Raw genomic sequence first — 17,688 nt, 5'->3', positions numbered from 1 at the left:
TGTTCCGTAACGGTGTGCCCCCCGGCGCCCCTCCGGACCCGGGCTTCCGCGAGGATGCTGTCTGCTACGCATAAACATCCTGTGAGGGGAACCTGTCCATGAGCTACAACCAGCCGGGCCCGTACGGCGGTCAGCCTCAGCAGCCCGGGCCTTACGGTCAGCCGGGCCAGCCCGGGCCGTACGGTCAGCCGCCGCAAGCGCCGCAGCCCGGCTACGGGTACCCGCAGCAGGCACCCCAGGGCGTGCCGCCGCAGCAGCCCTACGGTTACCCGCAGCAGCAGCCGGGCCCTTACGGCCAGCCCCAGCAGCCCGGTCCCTACGGCCAGCCTCCTCAGCAGCCCCCGTACGGCCAGGCCCCCGGCGGCTACATGCCGCCCCCGCCGCCGGTCCGGGGCGGCGGCAAGAAGACGGGCCTGATCATCGGCGCGGTGGCCGTCGTCGCCGCGATCGGTGTCGGCGCGTACTTCGTGCTCGGCGGTGGCGGCGGCAACGGTGCGGTGGCCGACGACACCAAGGGCTACAAGGTGACCCCGGCCTCGACGGTCGGCGAGTACAAGATCAAGGGCGCCCCCAAGCCGATCCCCATGACGGACAAGCAGAAGGAGAACGCCAAGGGGCTCGGGGTCACGAACCCTCAGATGGTCGCGGCCGAGTACACCGCCGGGGACTCCAGTGACCCGTTGAAGGCCAAGACCATGAACCTGAACGGAACATGGGGTGAGATCGCCGACCCGGAGAAGGCCATCGACGGCGGCTTCGCCAACTACTCCAAGAAGGAGAACAAGGAGCTCGACGGGGAGGGCCTCAAGCTGGAGCCCGTCGGGACCCCCGAGGAGAAGACGCCCGACGGCTTCGAGGGGGCACTGATGAAGTGCCAGTACCTCAAGTTCTCGAACCCGGCCGGAGACGGCACCCCCCAGAAGGGCCCGAAGGAGTTCCAGATCCCCACCTGTATCTGGGCCGACTACAGCACCTACGGCGTGGTCAGCGTTCTGGACAACGCCGGTGCGCTGCTCGGCAAGTCGCCGACGCTCGACGAGGTCGCCGGAGTGGCCGCCGCGCAGTACAAGGCGTCGCGCTCCAAGGTCTGATCCGCGGGACCGCACACACTAGGGGCGCCCGGCCGGTTGTCGTCAACCGGCCGGGCGCCCCTGTCTGTTCTCGTGCTACGCCGACTTCTCGTGGCGCCCGTCGTTCTTGACGATCCGCGGCACCAGCGTCGGGTTCACGTTGTTGTGGACGACGTCCGCCGTGATGACCACGCGGGCCACGTCCTTGCGGGACGGGACCTCGTACATCACCGACATCAGGACCTCTTCCATGATGGCCCGCAGGCCACGCGCGCCCGTGCCGCGCAGGATCGCCTGGTCGGCGATGGCCTCCAGGGCCGGGCGGTCGAAGTCCAGCTCCACGCCGTCGAGTTCGAAGAGGCGCTGGTACTGCTTCACCAGCGCGTTGCGCGGCTCGACGAGGATCTTCAGCAGGGCCTCGCGGTCGAGGTTGTGCACGGAGGTGATCACGGGCAGACGGCCGATGAACTCCGGGATCATCCCGAACTTCACCAGGTCCTCCGGCATGACCTCCTGGAACTGGTCGCTGGCCTCGATCTCGCGCTTGGAGCGGATCGTCGCCCCGAAGCCGATGCCCTTGGCGCCCGCACGCGACTCGATGATCTTCTCCAGGCCGGCGAAGGCGCCGCCCACGATGAAGAGCACGTTCGTCGTGTCGATCTGGATGAACTCCTGGTGCGGGTGCTTCCGGCCGCCCTGCGGCGGCACGGAGGCGGTGGTGCCCTCCAGGATCTTGAGGAGCGCCTGCTGCACGCCCTCACCGCTCACGTCGCGCGTGATCGACGGGTTTTCGCTCTTACGGGCGACCTTGTCGATCTCGTCGATGTAGATGATCCCGGTCTCGGCCTTCTTGACGTCGTAGTCGGCCGCCTGGATCAGCTTGAGCAGGATGTTCTCGACGTCCTCGCCGACGTAGCCCGCCTCCGTCAGCGCCGTCGCGTCGGCGATGGCGAACGGGACGTTGAGCATGCGGGCGAGCGTCTGGGCCAGGAGCGTCTTGCCGGAGCCCGTGGGGCCCAGCAGCAGAATGTTGGACTTCGCCAGCTCGATGGCGTCGTCACGCCCCGCGCCGCCGCCGTTCTCGCCGGCCTGGACGCGCTTGTAGTGGTTGTACACCGCGACCGAGAGGGCCTTCTTCGCGGGCTCCTGCCCGACGACGTAGCCCTCGAGGAACTCGTAGATCTCGCGGGGCTTGGGGAGCTCCTCCCACCGCACCTCGCTCGTCTCCGCGAGTTCTTCCTCGATGATCTCGTTGCAGAGGTCGATGCACTCATCGCAGATGTACACACCGGGTCCCGCGATGAGCTTCTTCACCTGCTTCTGGCTCTTTCCGCAGAACGAGCACTTGAGCAGATCGCCGCCATCACCGATGCGTGCCACGAGGTGCTTCCCCTTCGCCTGGGAGCGCTTGGTTCAGCGACTCCTGGTGCCTCATATTCGACGGTACCTTGCCGGGCCCCCCGTTCGGGCCCCCCTTGGCACGGTTCACATGGTCGTGATTCGGCCACATGGACCGTGCCAGGGGAAGGTCGAGCGTCAGGCTGCCGCGGCGGCCGTGCTCTTGCGGGTCGAGACGATCTGGTCGACCAGGCCGTACGCGAGGGCGTCCTCGGCGGTCAGGATCTTGTCGCGCTCGATGTCGTCGCGGATCTTCTCGATCGGCGTCGAGGAGTGCTTGGCCAGCATCTCCTCCAGCTGCGTCCGCATCCGGAGGATCTCGTTGGCCGCGATCTCCAGGTCGGAGAGCTGCTCACGGCCGGTGCCGCCGGACGGCTGATGGATCAGCACACGGGCGTTCGGCAGGGCCATCCGCTTGCCGGGGGTGCCGGCGGCGAGCAGCACGGCCGCGGCGGAGGCCGCCTGGCCCATGCAGACCGTCTGGATGTCCGGCTTGACGAACTGCATCGTGTCGTAGATGGCCGTCAGCGCGGTGAAGGAGCCACCGGGGCTGTTGATGTAGATCGAGATGTCGCGGTCCGGGTCCATCGACTCCAGGCACAGCAGCTGCGCCATGACGTCGTTGGCGGAGGCGTCGTCGATCTGCACGCCGAGGAAGATCACGCGCTCCTCGAAGAGCTTCGCGTACGGGTCGTACTCGCGGACGCCCTGCGAGGTGCGCTCCACGAAGCGCGGGACGACGTACCGGTTGTCCATCGGCGCGCCGGTGTAGAGGCCGCTCGGGGAGAGGTTGTTCTGCATCTGGATGTTCACCGTCCTGGTGGCGTTCGGTGGGCTGGGGTCTTCAGCGGACTGCCGGGCTCAGGCGCCCGTGCCGCCGCCGCCGGGAACGCCCGCGGCGTGGGTGATGATGTCGTCGATGAGGCCGTAGGTCTTGGCCTCGTCCGCCGTGAACCAGCGGTCGCGGTCGCCGTCGCGGATGATCGTCTCGACGGTCTGGCCGGAGTGGTGCGCGGTGATCTCGGCCATGCGCTTCTTCGTGCGCAGGAGGTACTCGGCCTGGATCTTGATGTCCGATGCGGTGCCGCCGATGCCGGCGGAGCCCTGGTGCATCAGGATGTCGGTGTTCGGCAGCGCGAAGCGCTTGCCCGGGGTACCGGCGGTGAGCAGGAACTGGCCCATGGAGGCCGCCATGCCCATGCCGATGGTGACGACGTCGTTCGGGATGAACTGCATCGTGTCGTAGACGGCCATACCGGCCGTCACGGAGCCACCGGGGCTGTTGATGTAGAGGTAGATGTCCTTCTCCGGCTCGGCGGCCAGGAGGAGCATCTGCGCGGTGATCTTGTTGGCGATCTCGTCGTCGACCTGCTGGCCGAGGAAGATGATGCGCTCGCCGAGCAGTCGGTTGTAGACATGGTCGCCGAGGCCACCACCGATGGACGGCTCACCCGCGGCGTAAGGCTTCAGATTCGTCACGTATCCACCTGCTCGTCTCCGACGGCGACGGCCGTCTCAGCGTCTCGTTCTGAGGGCAGTGCCCTCGTATTCATGGACCCTAACGCGCAGGTAGGACAACGCCATCCCGGTTCCCTAACTGTTCGCTGGGAGCGCAAGGTTGCCGACGCTCCCGCGAGGCCCGGAATACGGGCACGGGCCCGGCGCACAGCAGTGCGTCCGGGCCCGTGGACCTGCGGTTCGAGCGAGGCTCAGGCCTCGTTCTTCTCCTCGGCGACCTCGGTCTCGCCGGTGACGGCCTCGACGGCCTCGGCGGCGGTCTCGGTCTCGTCCTCGTCGTCCTCGAGGTCGACGACCTCGCCGTTGGTGTCGACGACCTTGGCGGCCTCGACGACGACCGCGAGGGCCTTGCCGCGGGCGACCTCGCCGACGAGCATCGGCACCTGGCCACCCTCGACGACGGCCTGGGCGAACTGGTCGGGGGACATGCCGGAGGAGGCGGCGCGGCGCATGAGGTGCTCGGTGAGCTCCTCCTGGCTGACGTTCAGCTTCTCCTTGTTGACGAGCTCATCGAGGATGAACTGCGTCTTGATGCCCTTCTCGGCCTGCTCCTTGGTCTCCGCCAGGAACTCCTCCTCGGTCTTGCCCTGGATCTCCAGGTACTTCTCGAGGGTCAGGCCCATCTGGCCGAGCTGGTGGTGCTCCAGGTTGTGCTTGCGGGTGTTGATCTCGTCCTCGAGCAGCTTCTCGGGCATCGGGACGTCCGCCAGCTTCAGCAGCTCGTCGAGGACGCGCTCCTGGGCCTGGGTGGCCTGGTCGAACTGCTTCATGTTCTCGAGGCGCTTGCGGCTGTCGGCCTTCAGCTCGTCGAGGGTGTCGAACTCCGACGCGAGCTGCGCGAAGTCGTCGTCCAGCTCGGGGAGCTCACGGGCGGCGACGGCGGTGACCTTGACGGTGACCTCGGCGTCCTTGCCCTCGGCGGAGCCGCCCTTCAGCTGCGAGGTGAAGGTGGCCTCGCCGCCGGCCTCCAGGCCGGTGACGGCCTCGTCGATGCCGTCGAGGAGCTCGCCGGAACCGATGGTGTACGAGACGCCCTGGGCGACACCGTCGGGCAGGACCTCGCCGTCGACCTTGGCCTCGAGGTCGATGGTGACGACGTCACCCTCGGCCGCGGCGCGCTCGACCGGGTTCGTGGAGGCGAAGCGCTCGCGGAGCTGCTCCACGGACTTCTCGACGTCCTCGTCGGTGACCTCGACCGCGTCGACGGTGACCTCGATGCCGGAGTAGTCCGGGATCTCGATCGTCGGGCGGATGTCGACCTCGGCGGTGAAGGCCAGCAGCTCGCCGTCCTTCAGCTCGGTGATGTCGACCTCGGGCTGGCCCAGCGGGTTGACCTCGGCCTCGTTGACGGCCTCGGTGTAGAACTTCGGGAGCGCGTCGTTGACGGCCTCTTCCAGCACCGCGCCGCGACCGAACCGCTGGTCGATCACACGAGCCGGGATCTTGCCCTTGCGGAAGCCCTTGACCGTGACCTGCTGGTTGATCTTCTTGTACGCCGCGTCGAGGCTGTCCTTGAGCTCCTCGAAGGGCACCTCGACAGTGAGCCGAACCCGGGTCGGGTTCAGGGTCTCCACGGCGCTCTTCACGGTTCGGTCTCCTTGGTGGCTGATTCTTGGATTCTGCCGGTGCCGCTTGGTGGCGGTTCCGGCTGATCGGCCCGGTCAGAGAGACACACGGGCACGCAGCTTGCATAGTAACCGCAAGCGGGATGAGGCCCACAACGCGATCATGTGTTCCGTGATCTTGGTGGTCGGGGTGGCGGGATTTGAACCCACGGCCTTCCGCTCCCAAAGCGGACGCGCTACCAAGCTGCGCCACACCCCGTCGGTGCGACACGTAGGGTACATGGACGGAGACAGTGCGACGCCCCCTCGTGAAGGGGTGTGCGGGGACCACCCGGAACCCGCTACGATGCTGTCCGTGCCGCGGTCCTCGTGACCTGCGGCGCGTCCTTTGCGGGCGTAGCTCAATGGTAGAGCCCTAGTCTTCCAAACTAGCTACGCGGGTTCGATTCCCGTCGCCCGCTCCATCCGGCTCAGGCCCGACCCCTCCGAGGGGTCGGGCCTGAGCCGTTTCCGCGCCCGGAAATCCCGATGCCCGATGACATAGGGCCCGGATAGGTTCGCCCGGCAGTGATCGACTGCGTGATCGGGAGGGGAACCGATGAAGAGAACGACGCGAGCGAACACCTGGCTGGGGGCGGCCTCGCTGGCCCTGGCGTGCACGGCGGGGCTGCTGGGGGGCGGGACGGCGCAGGCGGCGGAGGAGTATCCGTACACGCCGGCCGATCCGAAGGTGCTGCCCGGTGAGAGCTGCGTGACCTCCGGGGCGCTGCCCTGGATCGGCAACACGGACGTCAGTCTCGCCCTGCGCGTCCAGGGGGAGAGCGCCACCGAGGGTCACCCGGAAGCGCGCTTCGTGCTCCGGCAGGGCACCGATCCGGAGGCCGCCCCCCTCCTCGACCTCACCGTCCCCGCGACCGTGGGCGGCCACGCCACCCTGCGGGTGCCCCAGGAGCGCCTGCCCGAGGGCGAGGGCTACCGGTGGCAGGCCCGGCTGGAGAGCAGGAGCGGCACGTCGGCCTGGACCGTGCCGTGCGGCTTCAACATCGACCGGACGAGGCCGGCGACGCCGACGGTCGCCTTCACGGACACGGAGCAGCATCCGAACGGAGCGCCGCCCGGAACGGTGCGTACGGTGCGCCTGAGCCTCCCGGAGGGGACCGAGGCGGATCACTTCTGCGTCAGCACGGACCAGACCGCGGTGGGGTGCGCGCCGGACCAGCGGGTGCCGGTGGGGGCCGGCGGGACCGCCACGGCCACCTTCGTCACCCCCGAATACACGGGCCCGGCGACGATCTGGGCGCGGGCCGTGGACCGCGGCGGCAACGTCTCCGACCGCGCGTCGGCGGACTACCGGATCACGTACCCGTTCATCGAGCGGTTCGGTGACTACGACAGCGACGGCCGCGCCGACCTCCTCGGGGTCGCCGCGGACGGGAAGCTGACGCTGCGCTCCGGACTGGAGGGCGGAGGCTTCCGGGCGCCGGTGGTCGCGGATGGCCGGAACTGGTCGAACGCTCGCCTGGCGAGGGCGGGTTGGCTGATCAACCGGTACGGCCCCCGGGAGCCGAACGATGTCCGCAACGACATCGTCGCGCTGCGGGACGGGAAGCTCTTCGTCTACCCGGGCAACGGCGCGGGCGGTTTCGGCGAGCCGGTGGAGATCACCGGCTACGACTGGTCCGGCGTCACGGACATCGCCGTCAGCCGGAGCGAGAGCACCCAGCCGATGCTCCTGGCCAAGGAGGGCGACCGGCTGCTGATCTTCGACCTGTACACCGGGGGGACGTACGTCGGCGAACCGTCCGTCCTCGCGGCGAGCGGCTGGGCCTCGAAGACCGTCCACTTCTCGGACGGCCCCGCGGATTCGGGCATGCCGTTCTTCTGGGCACGGGACACCCGCGAGGGGACGCTGCAGTACGTCCCCGTGGAGTACGGGACGACCGAGATGTGGGCGCTCGGGACGCCGACCACCGTCTCCCCGTCCGGCTGGACGGCGCGGCAGCGTCCTTCCGTGGTCACCGTGGGCGACCTGAACGGCGACGGGCGGAGCGACCTCGTCTCCCGCGAGCGCTCGGGCGCCCTGCTGCTCCACCCGACCGCCGAGGACGGCTCGACGGGCACTCCGGTGACCTTGCACGCCAAGGGCTGGAAGGGCGTCGCGTTCTTCTGACGGGTCAGGAACCGCCACGGGCCCCCGCCGGGATCGGCGGGGGCCCGTGGCCCGTTCAGAACTTGATGGCGCCCACGGTCTGCGTTATCGAGTCGAGGAAGCGCTGGATGTCGTCGGCCATGCCCGTGGAGGCAAGGAAGAAGCCGAAGAGCACCGCGACCACGGCCGGGCCGGCCTTGAGGTTTCCGCCGCGGATCAGCACCACCAGGATGATCGCCAACAGCAGCACCACAGACAGTGAAATGGCCACAACTGATCACACCCTCGGTCGGTCCCACCTTGCCCGCCAGGGAGCGCGCGTCACAGAACACCCCCCGCTGTATCCATGGTGCCACCAATCCCCCTGCCCTCGCTGCGGTGTGACGAACCGTCGGGAACAAGATCGGGAGATTCGGCCCGGACGTCGACCGTCGCGCGGACGTTCCATGGAAATCCGAAGAGAGAGATACACCACACCCGCACAACCAAGGATGGTTTGCCCCGTATTTGACGTGAATGACGGCGAACCCCGGAAGTGATTCCGCCACTCATCTCACTGAATGCCCCTTATGCACCACATGGTTTGATCACAGGTGTCACACAGCTAGGGTCCTCGAATGTCCTCCGCCATACAGACAAGCGCAAGGACTCCGCTGCCCGAGGGCGAGGAGGCGGGGTCGGTCCCGACGACGCGGGGTGAGGGCGAGGCCACCCGCAAACCCACCGCGCGCGACCCGTACTTCGACAACGCGAAGTACCTCGCGATCCTGCTCGTCGTCATGGGGCACGTGTGGCCCGCGGTGATCGAGGGAAGCCGGGCCACCCGCGGCCTGTACATGCTCGTCTACACCTTCCACATGCCGGTGTTCATACTGGTATCGGGCTATCTGTCCCGCAGTTTCACGGGCCGCCCCGACCAGCTGAAGCGCCTGCTCACCGGCGTCGTCGTGCCGTACGTGGTCTTCGAGGTCGCCTACACGCTCTTCACCCGGTGGGGGACGGACACCTTCCGGCCCATCAGCCTGCTCCACCCCACGTATCTGATGTGGTTCCTGATCGCCCTGTTCATCTGGCGGCTGACCACCCCGTTCTGGCACGTCGTGCGCTGGCCGCTGGCGACGTCCCTGGTGATCGCCACGCTCGCGTCGGTGACTCCCGCGATCGGCGGCACTCTGGAGATGTCCCGGGTGCTGCAGTTCCTGCCGTTCTTCGTGCTCGGACTGCGCATGAAGCCCGAGCACTTCGTGTTCCTGCGGCGCCGGGCGGTGCGCATCGCGTCCGTCCTGGTCTTCGCCGCCGCCGTTCCCCTCCTCTACTGGCTGACCCCCACCCTCTACCTGAGCTGGTTCTACCGCTCCCAGAGCGTGCAGGAGATGGGGGTCGACGTGTGGCGGGGCCTGTTCATCGCCGGGATCCTCTTCGTCTGCACGCTCGTGCTGACGGCGGCGTTCCTCTCCCTCGTCCCCGGCAGCCGACGCTGGTTCACCACGCTCGGCGCGGGCACCATCTGCGGCTATGTGCTGCACGGGTTCGTCATCAGGGGCCTGAGCTACCTCGGTCTCTTCGAGGACAACCCGTGGCTGGCGACCGCACCGGGACGGGTGGTCGTGACCCTCGGCGCGCTCGTGGCGATGACCCTGCTGTGCACCCCTCTGGTCCGCAAGGCGTTGAAGTGGGTCACGGAGCCCGAGATGGCGTGGGCGTTCCGCAAGGACGCGCCCGCGAAGCGGGCCTGACACGAAGCCGTCGGTCGGCGACGAGCCGTACGGCCCCGGACGTTCCCCGGCGCGGGAGGGTCCGGGGCCGTACCGCTTCCCCGGGCCGTACCGCTTCCCGGGAGCGCCGCTCGCCGGGCGGGTCGCCGGAGGGCGGGGATCAGGTCCGGCGGCTGATGAGGAGCAGGGCGCGGTCGTCGTTGACGTCCTTCGCGCAGGCTTCGATCAGGTGCCAGGCCGCGCCCTCGAAGCCCGAGGCGACGTAGCGGTCGGCCTCGCCGGTGAGACGGTCGATGCCCTCGGCGATGTCCCGGTCGGCGGCCTCGACGAGGCCGTCGGTGAAGAGCATCAGGACGTCGCCCGGCCGCAGGGAGCCCTTGACCGGGTGGAACTCGGCGCCGTCGTAGACACCGAGCAGCGGCCCCTCGCCCGACTTCTCCTCCCAGCGTCCCGTTCCCGCGTGGAGCTGGAGCGCGGGCAGATGGCCGGCGGAGAGGAGTTCGTAGTCGCCCGACTCCAGGTCGAGCACCAGATGGATCGAGGTGGCGAAGCCCTCGTCCCAGTCCTGGCGCAGCAGATAGCCGTTGGCGGCCGGCAGGAAGCCGTGCGGCGGCAGCGAGCCGAGCAGTCCGCCGAAGGCACCGGACAGGAGCAGGGCGCGCGAGCCGGCGTCCATGCCCTTGCCGGAGACGTCGGTGAGCAGGACCTCCAGGGTCCGCCCGCCGTTGGTCCGGGCCGCGACGACGAAGTCACCGGAGAAGGACTGGCCCCCGGCCGGGCGGAGCGCCATCTCGCGGTGCCAGCCCTGCGGGAGCCGCGGAAGCGCGCTCTGGGCCCGGATGCGTTCGCGCAGGTCGAAGAGCATCGTGCCGCCGCGCCGCCAGGGCACGCCGACACGGGCCCGGAACTGGGCGATGAGCAGACCGAAGAGCCCGCAGGCAGCGACCACCAGGACCGTTCCCGGCGTGACCCGGGCCGGCCCCTGTGTGTAGGGGCCGAGCACGACCGACTCCACGATCAGGGCTCCGGCGGCCGCCGCGTACAGCGCGAGCAGGCTCGCGGGGCGCAGCAGCAGTCCCCCGGCGACGATCGGCAGGACGAGCGCGGCGGGCGCGCACCACACCGGATCGGCGAGCGTGCCGAGGGTGATGGCCGGGATGGTCAGCAGCAGCCCGGCGAAGGCGACCCAGTCGGAGCCCTCGCCCCGGAAGTAGTCGACACCGGACTTGCGCAGGGCGATGCGGACCCGGTGTGCGCTCCTGCGCATCCGGGCCGAGTACGAGGCGACACCCGCGCGACTTCCCATTGGCCTGGACCCTATCCACCCGTACGGACCTCGTGCAGGGGGACCCCTGAGACATTGCACGCGAAATCGGGTCGCGTCGGTCCCGTGGGCGCTGATATCGATGGCATATGACGACTGAACTGCGCGTGCTGGACCCGGCGGAGTGGGACGACTGGTACGAGAACCTGCTGCTCGCGTTCGGCGGCGTCGCGGAGGCTCCGGAGGAGCGGCGGCTCTGGCGGGACGTGACCGAATACGACCGCTCGCTCGGCGTCTGGGACGGCGAGAACTGTGTCGGCACGGCGGGCGCCTTCTCGTTCCGGATGTCCGTGCCGGGTGGCGCGATCGTGCCGACGGCGGGCGTCACGATGGTGAGCGTCGCCGCCACGCACCGGCGGCGCGGGATCCTCAGCGCGATGATGCGGCGTCAGCTCGACGACGTACGGGCGGGGGGCGAGCCGCTGGCCGTGCTGACGGCCTCGGAGCCGGAGATCTACGGACGCTTCGGCTACGGCATCGCCACGTATCAGACGCGGGCGACGATCGACACGACCCGGGTGCGACTCACCGTGCCGGACGGCACGGACGAGGTGGTGCTGCGGCAGGCCGATCCGGCGAAGGCGTCCGCGGCGTGCGAGGCGGTCTACGCGCGGCTGGTGCCGCGCCGGCCGGGAATGCTGGTCCGCAGGCCGCAGTGGGAGCGGCTGCCGCTGCTCGACCCGGAGAGCGAGCGGGGCGGGGCGTCGCCGAAGCAGTGCGTGCTGGCGGAGCGGGACGGGGAGGTCGTCGGGTACGCGCTGTACGCGATCAAGCCGGAGTGGACCCAGAGCGGGCCCGAGGGCACGGTGCAGCTGAAGGATCTGGGGGCGCTGGATCCGGCGGCGGAGGCGGCGCTGTGGCGGTTCCTCTGCTCGATCGACCTGACGTCCTCGGTGTCGGTCCACAGCCGGCCGGTGGACGACGCGTGGCGGCACCTGGTGAGCGACATCCGGCGCTGTTCGCCGCGGACGCGGGACTCGCTGCATCTGCGTCTGGTGGACGTGGGCGCGGCGCTGGCCGCGCGGACGTATCAGGCGGGGGTGGATGTGGTGTTCGAGGTCGCCGACGCGTTCTGTCCCTGGAACGAGGGGCGGTGGCGGTTGACCGGGAACACCGAGGGGGCGGTGTGCGTGCGGACGGAGGATCCGGCGGATCTGGCCCTGTCCGTGCGGGAGTTGGGTGCGGCGTACCTGGGCGGGATCGCGTTGACCTCGCTCGCCGCGGCCGGGCGGGTGCGGGAGCTTCGCGAGGGCGCGCTCGTGGAGGCGTCCGTGGCGTTCGGCTCGCCCGTGGCGCCGTGGCTGCCGCACGGCTTCTAGCCTCCCCGCGGGTGCGGGCGGACGTCCCGGGGCGGGGGTGCGCGCCGGGGCGCCGGACAGGAGGTGCGCCGCGGCGCGCGCCGGGGAACGGTGCGCCGCGCGGTCAGCGCTGCTGGCAGTCCGGGCACCAGAAGAGGTTGCGGGCCGCCAGGTCCGCCGTGCGGATCTCGCCGCCGCAGACGTGGCAGGGCTGGAGCGCCCGGCGGTAGACGTAGACCTCGCCGCCGTGGTCGTCCACGCGCGGCGGGCGGCCCATGGCCTCGGGGGTGTGTTCGGGGCGGACGGTGTCGATGCGGTTCAGGCGGACGCCCTCGCGCATCAGCCCCACGAGGTCGGTCCAGATCGCCGCCCATTCGCGGCTCGTCAGGTCCTTGCCCGCCCGGTACGGGTCGATGCCGTGCCGGAAGAGGACCTCCGCGCGGTAGACGTTCCCGACGCCCGCGATGACCTTCTGGTCCATGAGCAGGGCGGCGATGGTCGTACGGGACCGGGAGACGCGGTTCCACGCCTTGGCGGGGTCGTCGTCCGCGCGGAGCGGGTCCGGGCCCAGGCGGTCGTGTATCGCCCGCTTCTCGGCGTCCGTGATCAGGGCGCACGTGGTGGGGCCGCGCAGGTCGACGTACGCCTCGGGGTTCGCGAGCCGCAGCCGCACGGTGTCGGTGGGCGGCGGGGGCGGGGCGGCGCCGATGTTCACCTTGCCGAAGAGGCCGAGGTGGATGTGGACCCACTCCTCCCCGGGGAAGCCGAGGAAGAGGTGCTTGCCGTGGGCCTCGGTGGTCTCGAGCACCGCCCCGTCGAGGAGCGCCGCCGAGTCCGTGAACTTGCCCTGCGGGCTGGTCACCCGCACGGACCGGCCGCCGAACCGTTCCCGGTAGTCGGCGGCCAGTCGGTGGATCGTGTGCCCTTCGGGCATCAGGCGGTCGGCTCCTGCGGGTGGTGGGCCGGGATCGCGGGGAGTTCGCCGGTGGTCTCGTAGGCGGAGAGCATGTCGATCCGGCGGGTGTGACGCTCGTCACCGGAGTACGGGGTGCTCAGGAAGATCTCGACGAACTTCGTCGCCTCTTCCTCGGTGTGCATCCGGCCGCCGATGGAGACGACGTTGGCGTTGTTGTGCTCGCGGCCGAGGGCGGCGGTCTGCTCGCTCCAGGCGAGGGCGGCGCGCACCCCCTTCACCTTGTTCGCCGCGATCTGCTCGCCGTTGCCGGAGCCGCCGATGACGATGCCCAGGCTGTCCGGGTCCGCGGCCGTCTTCTCGGCGGCGCGCAGGCAGAACGGCGGGTAGTCGTCCAGGGCGTCGTAGATGTGGGGACCGCAGTCGACGGGCTCGTGGCCATGGGCCTTCAGCCACTCGACGAGGTGGTTCTTGAGTTCGAAGCCGGCATGGTCGGAGCCGAGGTACACGCGCATGGTTCCGAGTGTGGCACGGCGGGCCCTGGGTAGCGGTCAGCGGGGTCGGGGCCTTGGTCCGCGTCGGTATGGACCAATGGCCCTTACACAACAAATCGGAATCAGGTCTTCCGATCACCCCACCCCCCAGTGTTGAATGCTCGGGCTCGCGACCCGAGCGACCCCCACACGAAGGAAAGCGTTGATGAACACGCAGCCGACCCTCACGAAGGAAGGCGGGACGACCGGCAACACCGGTGATTCCCAGCACTCCGACGGGCTCAAGGCCGGTCTCAAGAACCGGCATCTCTCGATGATCGCCATCGGTGGCGTCATCGGCGCCGGTCTCTTCGGCGGCTCCGCGGCGGGCATCCAGGCCGCGGGTCCCGGCATCCTGCTGTCCTACGCGCTCGTGGGCACCATGGTGGTCTTCGTCATGCGGATGCTCGGCGAGATGTCCGTGGCCAACCCCACGTCCGGCTCCTTCTCGGCGCACGCCGACCGCGCGCTGGGCCGCTGGGCGGGCTTCTCCATCGGCTGGCTGTACTGGTTCTTCTGGGTCGTCGTGCTCGCCGTCGAGGCGACCATGGGCGCGGACATCCTCAACGGCTGGATACCGGCCGTCCCGCAGTGGGCCTGGGCGCTCATCGTGATGGTCGTCCTGACCGTCACCAACCTCGGCTCGGTCGCCTCCTACGGTGAGTTCGAGTTCTGGTTCGCCGGCATCAAGGTCGTCGCCATCGCCGCCTTCATCGTGGTCGGCGGGCTCGCGATCTTCGGCGTCCTGCCGGGCGCGGACACCTCGGCCGCCGGCCTGAGCAACCTGACCGAGCACGGCGGCTTCCTGCCCAACGGCTACGGCGCGATCCTCACCGGCATCCTGATGGTCGTCTTCTCCTTCATGGGCAGCGAGATCGTCACCCTCGCCGCCGGCGAGTCGTCGGACCCGCGCCGCGCGGTCGCCAAGGCCACCAACAGCGTCATCTGGCGTGTCGGCATCTTCTACCTGGGCTCGATCCTCGTGGTCGTCTCGCTGCTGCCGTGGAACGACCCGTCGCTGCAGAAGGACGGCTCGTACGTCGCGGCGCTCAACTCGATCGGCATCCCGCACGCCGGCCAGATCATGAACGTGATCATCCTGACCGCGGTGCTCTCCTGCCTGAACTCGGGCCTCTACACCGCCTCCCGCATGGCCTACTCCCTCGGCCGCCGCGGTGACGCGCCGAAGGCCTTCGCCAAGGTCAACGCGAAGGGCGTGCCGCAGGCCGCCATCATCGGCTCGGTGATCTTCGGCTTCGTCGCCGTCTTCTTCAACTACAAGTGGCCCGACACCGTCTTCGCCTTCCTGCTGAACGCGTCCGGTGCCATCGCCCTCTTCGTCTGGCTGGTCATCTGCTTCTCGCAGCTGCGGATGCGGAAGATCATCCTGCGGGAGGCCCCGGAGAAGCTGCTCGTGAAGATGTGGCTCTTCCCGTACCTGACCTGGGCGACCATCGCGATGATCGTCTTCGTCCTCGGCTACATGCTCTACAACGGCGGATCCGCCCGCGAGCAGGTGCTGCTGTCGCTGCTGGTGGCCGGTCTCGTGATCGCGATCGCCGTGGTCCGCGACCGCTTCGGGAAGACCCCGGAGCCCGTCACCAAGGACTGAATCCGTACCTGACGGCTGCTGTCGGGCGGCTGCTGTCGGGCAGGAGCGAGAGGCTCTCCGCACCCCGGGAAACCCCGGGGTGCGGAGAGCCTCTCGTCGTCTCTCGACACCGCCGCCCGGCGCGCGGCGCTCCACGCGCGCGTGGAGACCCCTCCGGCGCCCGGGGTGCCGGGGTGCCCGGGGTGCCCGGGGTGCCCGGGGTGCCCGGGGGTGCCGGAGTGCCCGGGGGCGCTCGGCCGGGCGCCTGCCTTCCAGGGGGCGGAGACGCGAAAGAGGTTCGCCCGGTCGAAGCCGACCGGGCGAACCTCTTCGGGTGGAGCCGACGGCGTCGGCGCCGGTGGTGTCAGCCCTTACGGCCGATGAGCTTCCACGCGGTCGGCAGGACGCCCATGGCGAGCGCGGCCTTGAGCGCGTCGCCGATGAGGAACGGGGTCAGACCGGCGGCGACGGCCTGCGAGAACGACATGCCGGTGGCGAGGGCCAGGTAGGGCACGCCGACCGCGTAGATGATCGCGGAGCCGAGCGCCATCGTGCCCGCGGTGCGGAGCACGGAGCGGTCGGCGCCGCGGCGCGCGAGGGCGCCGACGACGGTGGCGGCGAGCAGCATGCCGAGGATGTAGCCGAAGGACGGCATCGCGTAGCCCGAAGACGCCTGCGCGAACCACGGCACACCGGCCATGCCGACCACCGCGTACAGGGCCAGGGAGAGGAAGCCGCGGCGGGCGCCGAGCGCGGTGCCGACGAGCAGGGCCGCGAAGGTCTGGCCGGAGACGGGGACGGGCGAGCCGGGCACGGGGACGGCGATCTGCGCGGCGATGCCGGTGAGGGCGGCGCCGCCGACGACGAGCGCGATGTCACGGGCGCGACTGGACGGCAGCAGGTCGGCGAGGACCGTCCCGGAGCGGAGGGAACGGACAGGGGCGACGGCGGTGCTCATCGGTACTCCGCGGGGGTGAGGGTGTACGGGGACGGATCGACCGTAGTCGAGGAGTGAACGCTCGATCACCATCAGCCGCCCACAAAGGGGAGGTTGGGCCGTTCGTCGAGATCAAACAAAGAACGGGATCCACGCCTCGCGCCACGTGACGCTTGTCACGGCGAGGAGCTGGCAAGAGGGCCATTTTGCGCCAGAGGGCGCTCAACGGGGAGACTGTGGGTTCTCCATAAACGCTTCCGAAGGCACGAGCCCCCCATGCACGACGCACCGCCTGCCGCCCCGGCTCCCCTCGCCCCCGAACCCGAGCCGCTCTCCCACGGTCTGAAGCAGCGTCATCTGACGATGCTCGGGCTGGGCGGGGTGATCGGGGCCGGGCTCTTCGTCGGCTCGGGCGCGGGCATCGCGGTCGCCGGCCCCGGCATCGTCCTCTCGTACCTGATCGCGGGCGCGCTCGCGATGCTGGTCATGCGGATGCTCGGCGAGATGTCGGCGGCCATGCCCGCGTCGGGCGCCTTCTCCGTCCACGCCGAGCGGGCGCTCGGCCGCTGGGCGGGCTTCTCCGTCGGCTGGCTCTACTGGTTCCTGCTGGTCGTGGTCCTCGCGGTGGAGGCGACGGGCGCGGCGCAGATCGCCCACGGGTGGGTGCCGGGGGTCCCGCAGTGGGGCTGGGTCCTCGTCTTCATGAGCGTCTTCACCGTCGCCAACCTCGCGGCGGTGAAGAACTTCGGCGAGTTCGAGTTCTGGTTCGCCGCCCTCAAGGTCGGTGCGATCGTCCTCTTCCTCGTCCTGGGAACGCTGGCGATCCTCGGCTGGCTCCCCGACACGGACCCCGTGGGGATGACCAACCTGACCGGACAGGGCGGGTTCCTGCCGAACGGCTGGGAGGGCGTGGTCTCCGGCGTGCTGGCCGTCGTCTTCGCCTTCGGCGGTCTGGAGGTCGTGACGATCGCCGCCGCCGAGTCGGACGACCCGGCGCGCAACGTGGCGCGCGCGGTGCGCAGCGCCGTGTGGCGGATCCTCCTCTTCTACGTCGGCTCGATGCTGGTCATCGTGACGCTGCTGCCGTGGACCTCGATCGTCCCGGGCCAGTCGCCCTACGTCGCCGTGCTCGACTCCCTCGGGGTCCCGTCGGCGGGCCAGATCATGAACGTCGTGGTCTTCGTGGCGCTGCTCTCGGCGCTCAACGCCAACCTCTACGGCTCCTCGCGGATGATCTTCTCGCTCGCCGAGCGCGGCGAGGCGCCGAAGGGGCTGCTGAAGATCTCGGGCGGGGCGGTGCCGCGGCGCGCCGTGCTCGCGTCGGTGGCCTTCGGGTTCGTCTCCGTCCTGCTGAATCTGAAGTGGCCGGACTCGGTCTTCCTCTACATGCTCAACGCGGTCGGCGCCGTGCTCCTCTTCGTCTGGGCCCTGATCGCGGTCTCCCAACTGAGGCTGCGCCGCCGGATCGAGCGCGAGGCGCCGGAGAGACTGGCGCTGAGGATGTGGGGCTTCCCCTGGCTGACCTGGACGGCGCTGGCCGCGATGGCGGCGGTGCTGGGGCTGATGCTCACGGATGACGGAGCGAGGCCGCAGGTGCTGTGGTCCGGCGCCGCCACCGGGGCCGTGCTCCTGGTGGCGTGGGTGCGCGAGTCGCGCACGAAGCGGAGGTAATTCTTC

The 17,688-nt window shown here is 69.8% G+C and carries 15 protein-coding genes and 2 tRNA genes; 7 read left to right on the top strand and 10 right to left on the bottom strand.

Annotated features, from left to right (window positions below):
* Positions 1–98: 98 nt before the first annotated feature.
* Positions 99–1,091, top strand: coding sequence for a hypothetical protein (locus tag AB0D99_RS29435; protein WP_362368846.1), 993 nt, complete (start codon positions 99–101; stop codon positions 1,089–1,091).
* Between the two features lie 75 nt (positions 1,092–1,166).
* Here AB0D99_RS29435 and clpX read toward each other — a convergent pair whose 3' ends face one another.
* The 5 genes from clpX to AB0D99_RS29410 form a co-directional block, all read right to left on the bottom strand.
* Complete coding sequence (clpX, locus tag AB0D99_RS29430) at positions 1,167–2,450, bottom strand: ATP-dependent Clp protease ATP-binding subunit ClpX (RefSeq protein WP_137989313.1); 1,284 nt, start codon at positions 2,448–2,450, stop codon at positions 1,167–1,169.
* Between the two features lie 156 nt (positions 2,451–2,606).
* The gene (locus tag AB0D99_RS29425) at positions 2,607–3,269 is read right to left on the bottom strand and encodes an ATP-dependent Clp protease proteolytic subunit (RefSeq protein WP_362368842.1); all 663 of its coding nucleotides are present in this window, start codon (positions 3,267–3,269) and stop codon (positions 2,607–2,609) included.
* A 60-nt stretch (positions 3,270–3,329) separates the two neighbouring features.
* On the bottom strand, positions 3,330–3,947 hold the full coding sequence (locus AB0D99_RS29420; protein ID WP_362368839.1) for an ATP-dependent Clp protease proteolytic subunit: 618 nt from the start codon (positions 3,945–3,947) through the stop codon (positions 3,330–3,332).
* A gap of 230 nt (positions 3,948–4,177) precedes the next feature.
* Positions 4,178–5,572, bottom strand: a complete 1,395-nt coding sequence (gene tig, locus AB0D99_RS29415; RefSeq protein WP_362368835.1) for a trigger factor — start codon at positions 5,570–5,572, stop codon at positions 4,178–4,180.
* Between the two features lie 161 nt (positions 5,573–5,733).
* Positions 5,734–5,810 (bottom strand) — tRNA-Pro (locus AB0D99_RS29410).
* A gap of 131 nt (positions 5,811–5,941) precedes the next feature.
* Here AB0D99_RS29410 and AB0D99_RS29405 point away from each other — a divergent pair.
* Both AB0D99_RS29405 and AB0D99_RS29400 read left to right on the top strand, forming a co-directional pair.
* Positions 5,942–6,015, top strand: a tRNA-Gly gene (locus AB0D99_RS29405).
* Positions 6,016–6,149: 134 nt separating this feature from the next.
* Positions 6,150–7,721, top strand: a complete 1,572-nt coding sequence (locus AB0D99_RS29400) for a hypothetical protein (protein WP_362368832.1) — start codon at positions 6,150–6,152, stop codon at positions 7,719–7,721.
* A gap of 55 nt (positions 7,722–7,776) precedes the next feature.
* Here the strand turns inward: AB0D99_RS29400 and AB0D99_RS29395 are convergent, their stop codons facing one another.
* On the bottom strand, positions 7,777–7,971 hold the full coding sequence (locus tag AB0D99_RS29395) for a hypothetical protein (protein ID WP_362368829.1): 195 nt from the start codon (positions 7,969–7,971) through the stop codon (positions 7,777–7,779).
* Positions 7,972–8,317: 346 nt separating this feature from the next.
* Here AB0D99_RS29395 and AB0D99_RS29390 point away from each other — a divergent pair, with 346 nt between their 5' ends.
* Positions 8,318–9,436 (top strand): acyltransferase family protein, encoded by a 1,119-nt coding sequence (locus tag AB0D99_RS29390; RefSeq protein ID WP_362368826.1) that lies wholly within the window; start codon positions 8,318–8,320, stop codon positions 9,434–9,436.
* Between the two features lie 139 nt (positions 9,437–9,575).
* Here the strand turns inward: AB0D99_RS29390 and AB0D99_RS29385 are convergent, their stop codons facing one another.
* A complete protein-coding gene (locus tag AB0D99_RS29385) occupies positions 9,576–10,721 on the bottom strand; it encodes a PP2C family protein-serine/threonine phosphatase (RefSeq protein WP_362368824.1) in 1,146 nt (381 codons plus the stop codon).
* 107 nt (positions 10,722–10,828) lie between these two features.
* Between AB0D99_RS29385 and AB0D99_RS29380 the strand changes: the two genes are divergently transcribed.
* Positions 10,829–12,058 carry a GNAT family N-acetyltransferase gene (locus AB0D99_RS29380; RefSeq protein WP_362368821.1) on the top strand — a complete coding sequence of 410 codons (1,230 nt, stop codon included), beginning with the start codon at positions 10,829–10,831 and terminating at the stop codon, positions 12,056–12,058.
* A 103-nt stretch (positions 12,059–12,161) separates the two neighbouring features.
* Here the strand turns inward: AB0D99_RS29380 and AB0D99_RS29375 are convergent, their stop codons facing one another.
* Positions 12,162–12,971 (bottom strand): DNA-formamidopyrimidine glycosylase family protein, encoded by an 810-nt coding sequence (locus AB0D99_RS29375; RefSeq protein ID WP_362368818.1) that lies wholly within the window; start codon positions 12,969–12,971, stop codon positions 12,162–12,164.
* Positions 12,971–13,465 (bottom strand): ribose-5-phosphate isomerase, encoded by a 495-nt coding sequence (locus AB0D99_RS29370; RefSeq protein WP_362368815.1) that lies wholly within the window; start codon positions 13,463–13,465, stop codon positions 12,971–12,973. The genes AB0D99_RS29375 and AB0D99_RS29370 overlap by 1 nt, the downstream gene beginning before the upstream one ends.
* A 184-nt stretch (positions 13,466–13,649) precedes the next feature.
* On the opposite strand from AB0D99_RS29370, the gene AB0D99_RS29365 reads away from it, so the two are divergent.
* Positions 13,650–15,095 carry an amino acid permease gene (locus AB0D99_RS29365; protein WP_362368812.1) on the top strand — a complete coding sequence of 482 codons (1,446 nt, stop codon included), beginning with the start codon at positions 13,650–13,652 and terminating at the stop codon, positions 15,093–15,095.
* A 343-nt stretch (positions 15,096–15,438) separates the two neighbouring features.
* Here the strand turns inward: AB0D99_RS29365 and AB0D99_RS29360 are convergent, their stop codons facing one another.
* On the bottom strand, positions 15,439–16,032 hold the full coding sequence (locus AB0D99_RS29360) for a biotin transporter BioY (RefSeq protein ID WP_362368809.1): 594 nt from the start codon (positions 16,030–16,032) through the stop codon (positions 15,439–15,441).
* A 255-nt stretch (positions 16,033–16,287) separates the two neighbouring features.
* Between AB0D99_RS29360 and AB0D99_RS29355 the strand changes: the two genes are divergently transcribed.
* Complete coding sequence (locus tag AB0D99_RS29355; protein WP_362368806.1) at positions 16,288–17,682, top strand: amino acid permease; 1,395 nt, start codon at positions 16,288–16,290, stop codon at positions 17,680–17,682.
* The last annotated feature ends 6 nt before the right edge of the window (positions 17,683–17,688 follow it).

It is taken from the genome of Streptomyces sp. NPDC047971, from assembly GCF_040653355.1.
GTDB lineage: Bacteria > Actinomycetota > Actinomycetes > Streptomycetales > Streptomycetaceae > Streptomyces.
This window is presented reverse-complemented; position numbering and strand designations above follow the sequence as displayed.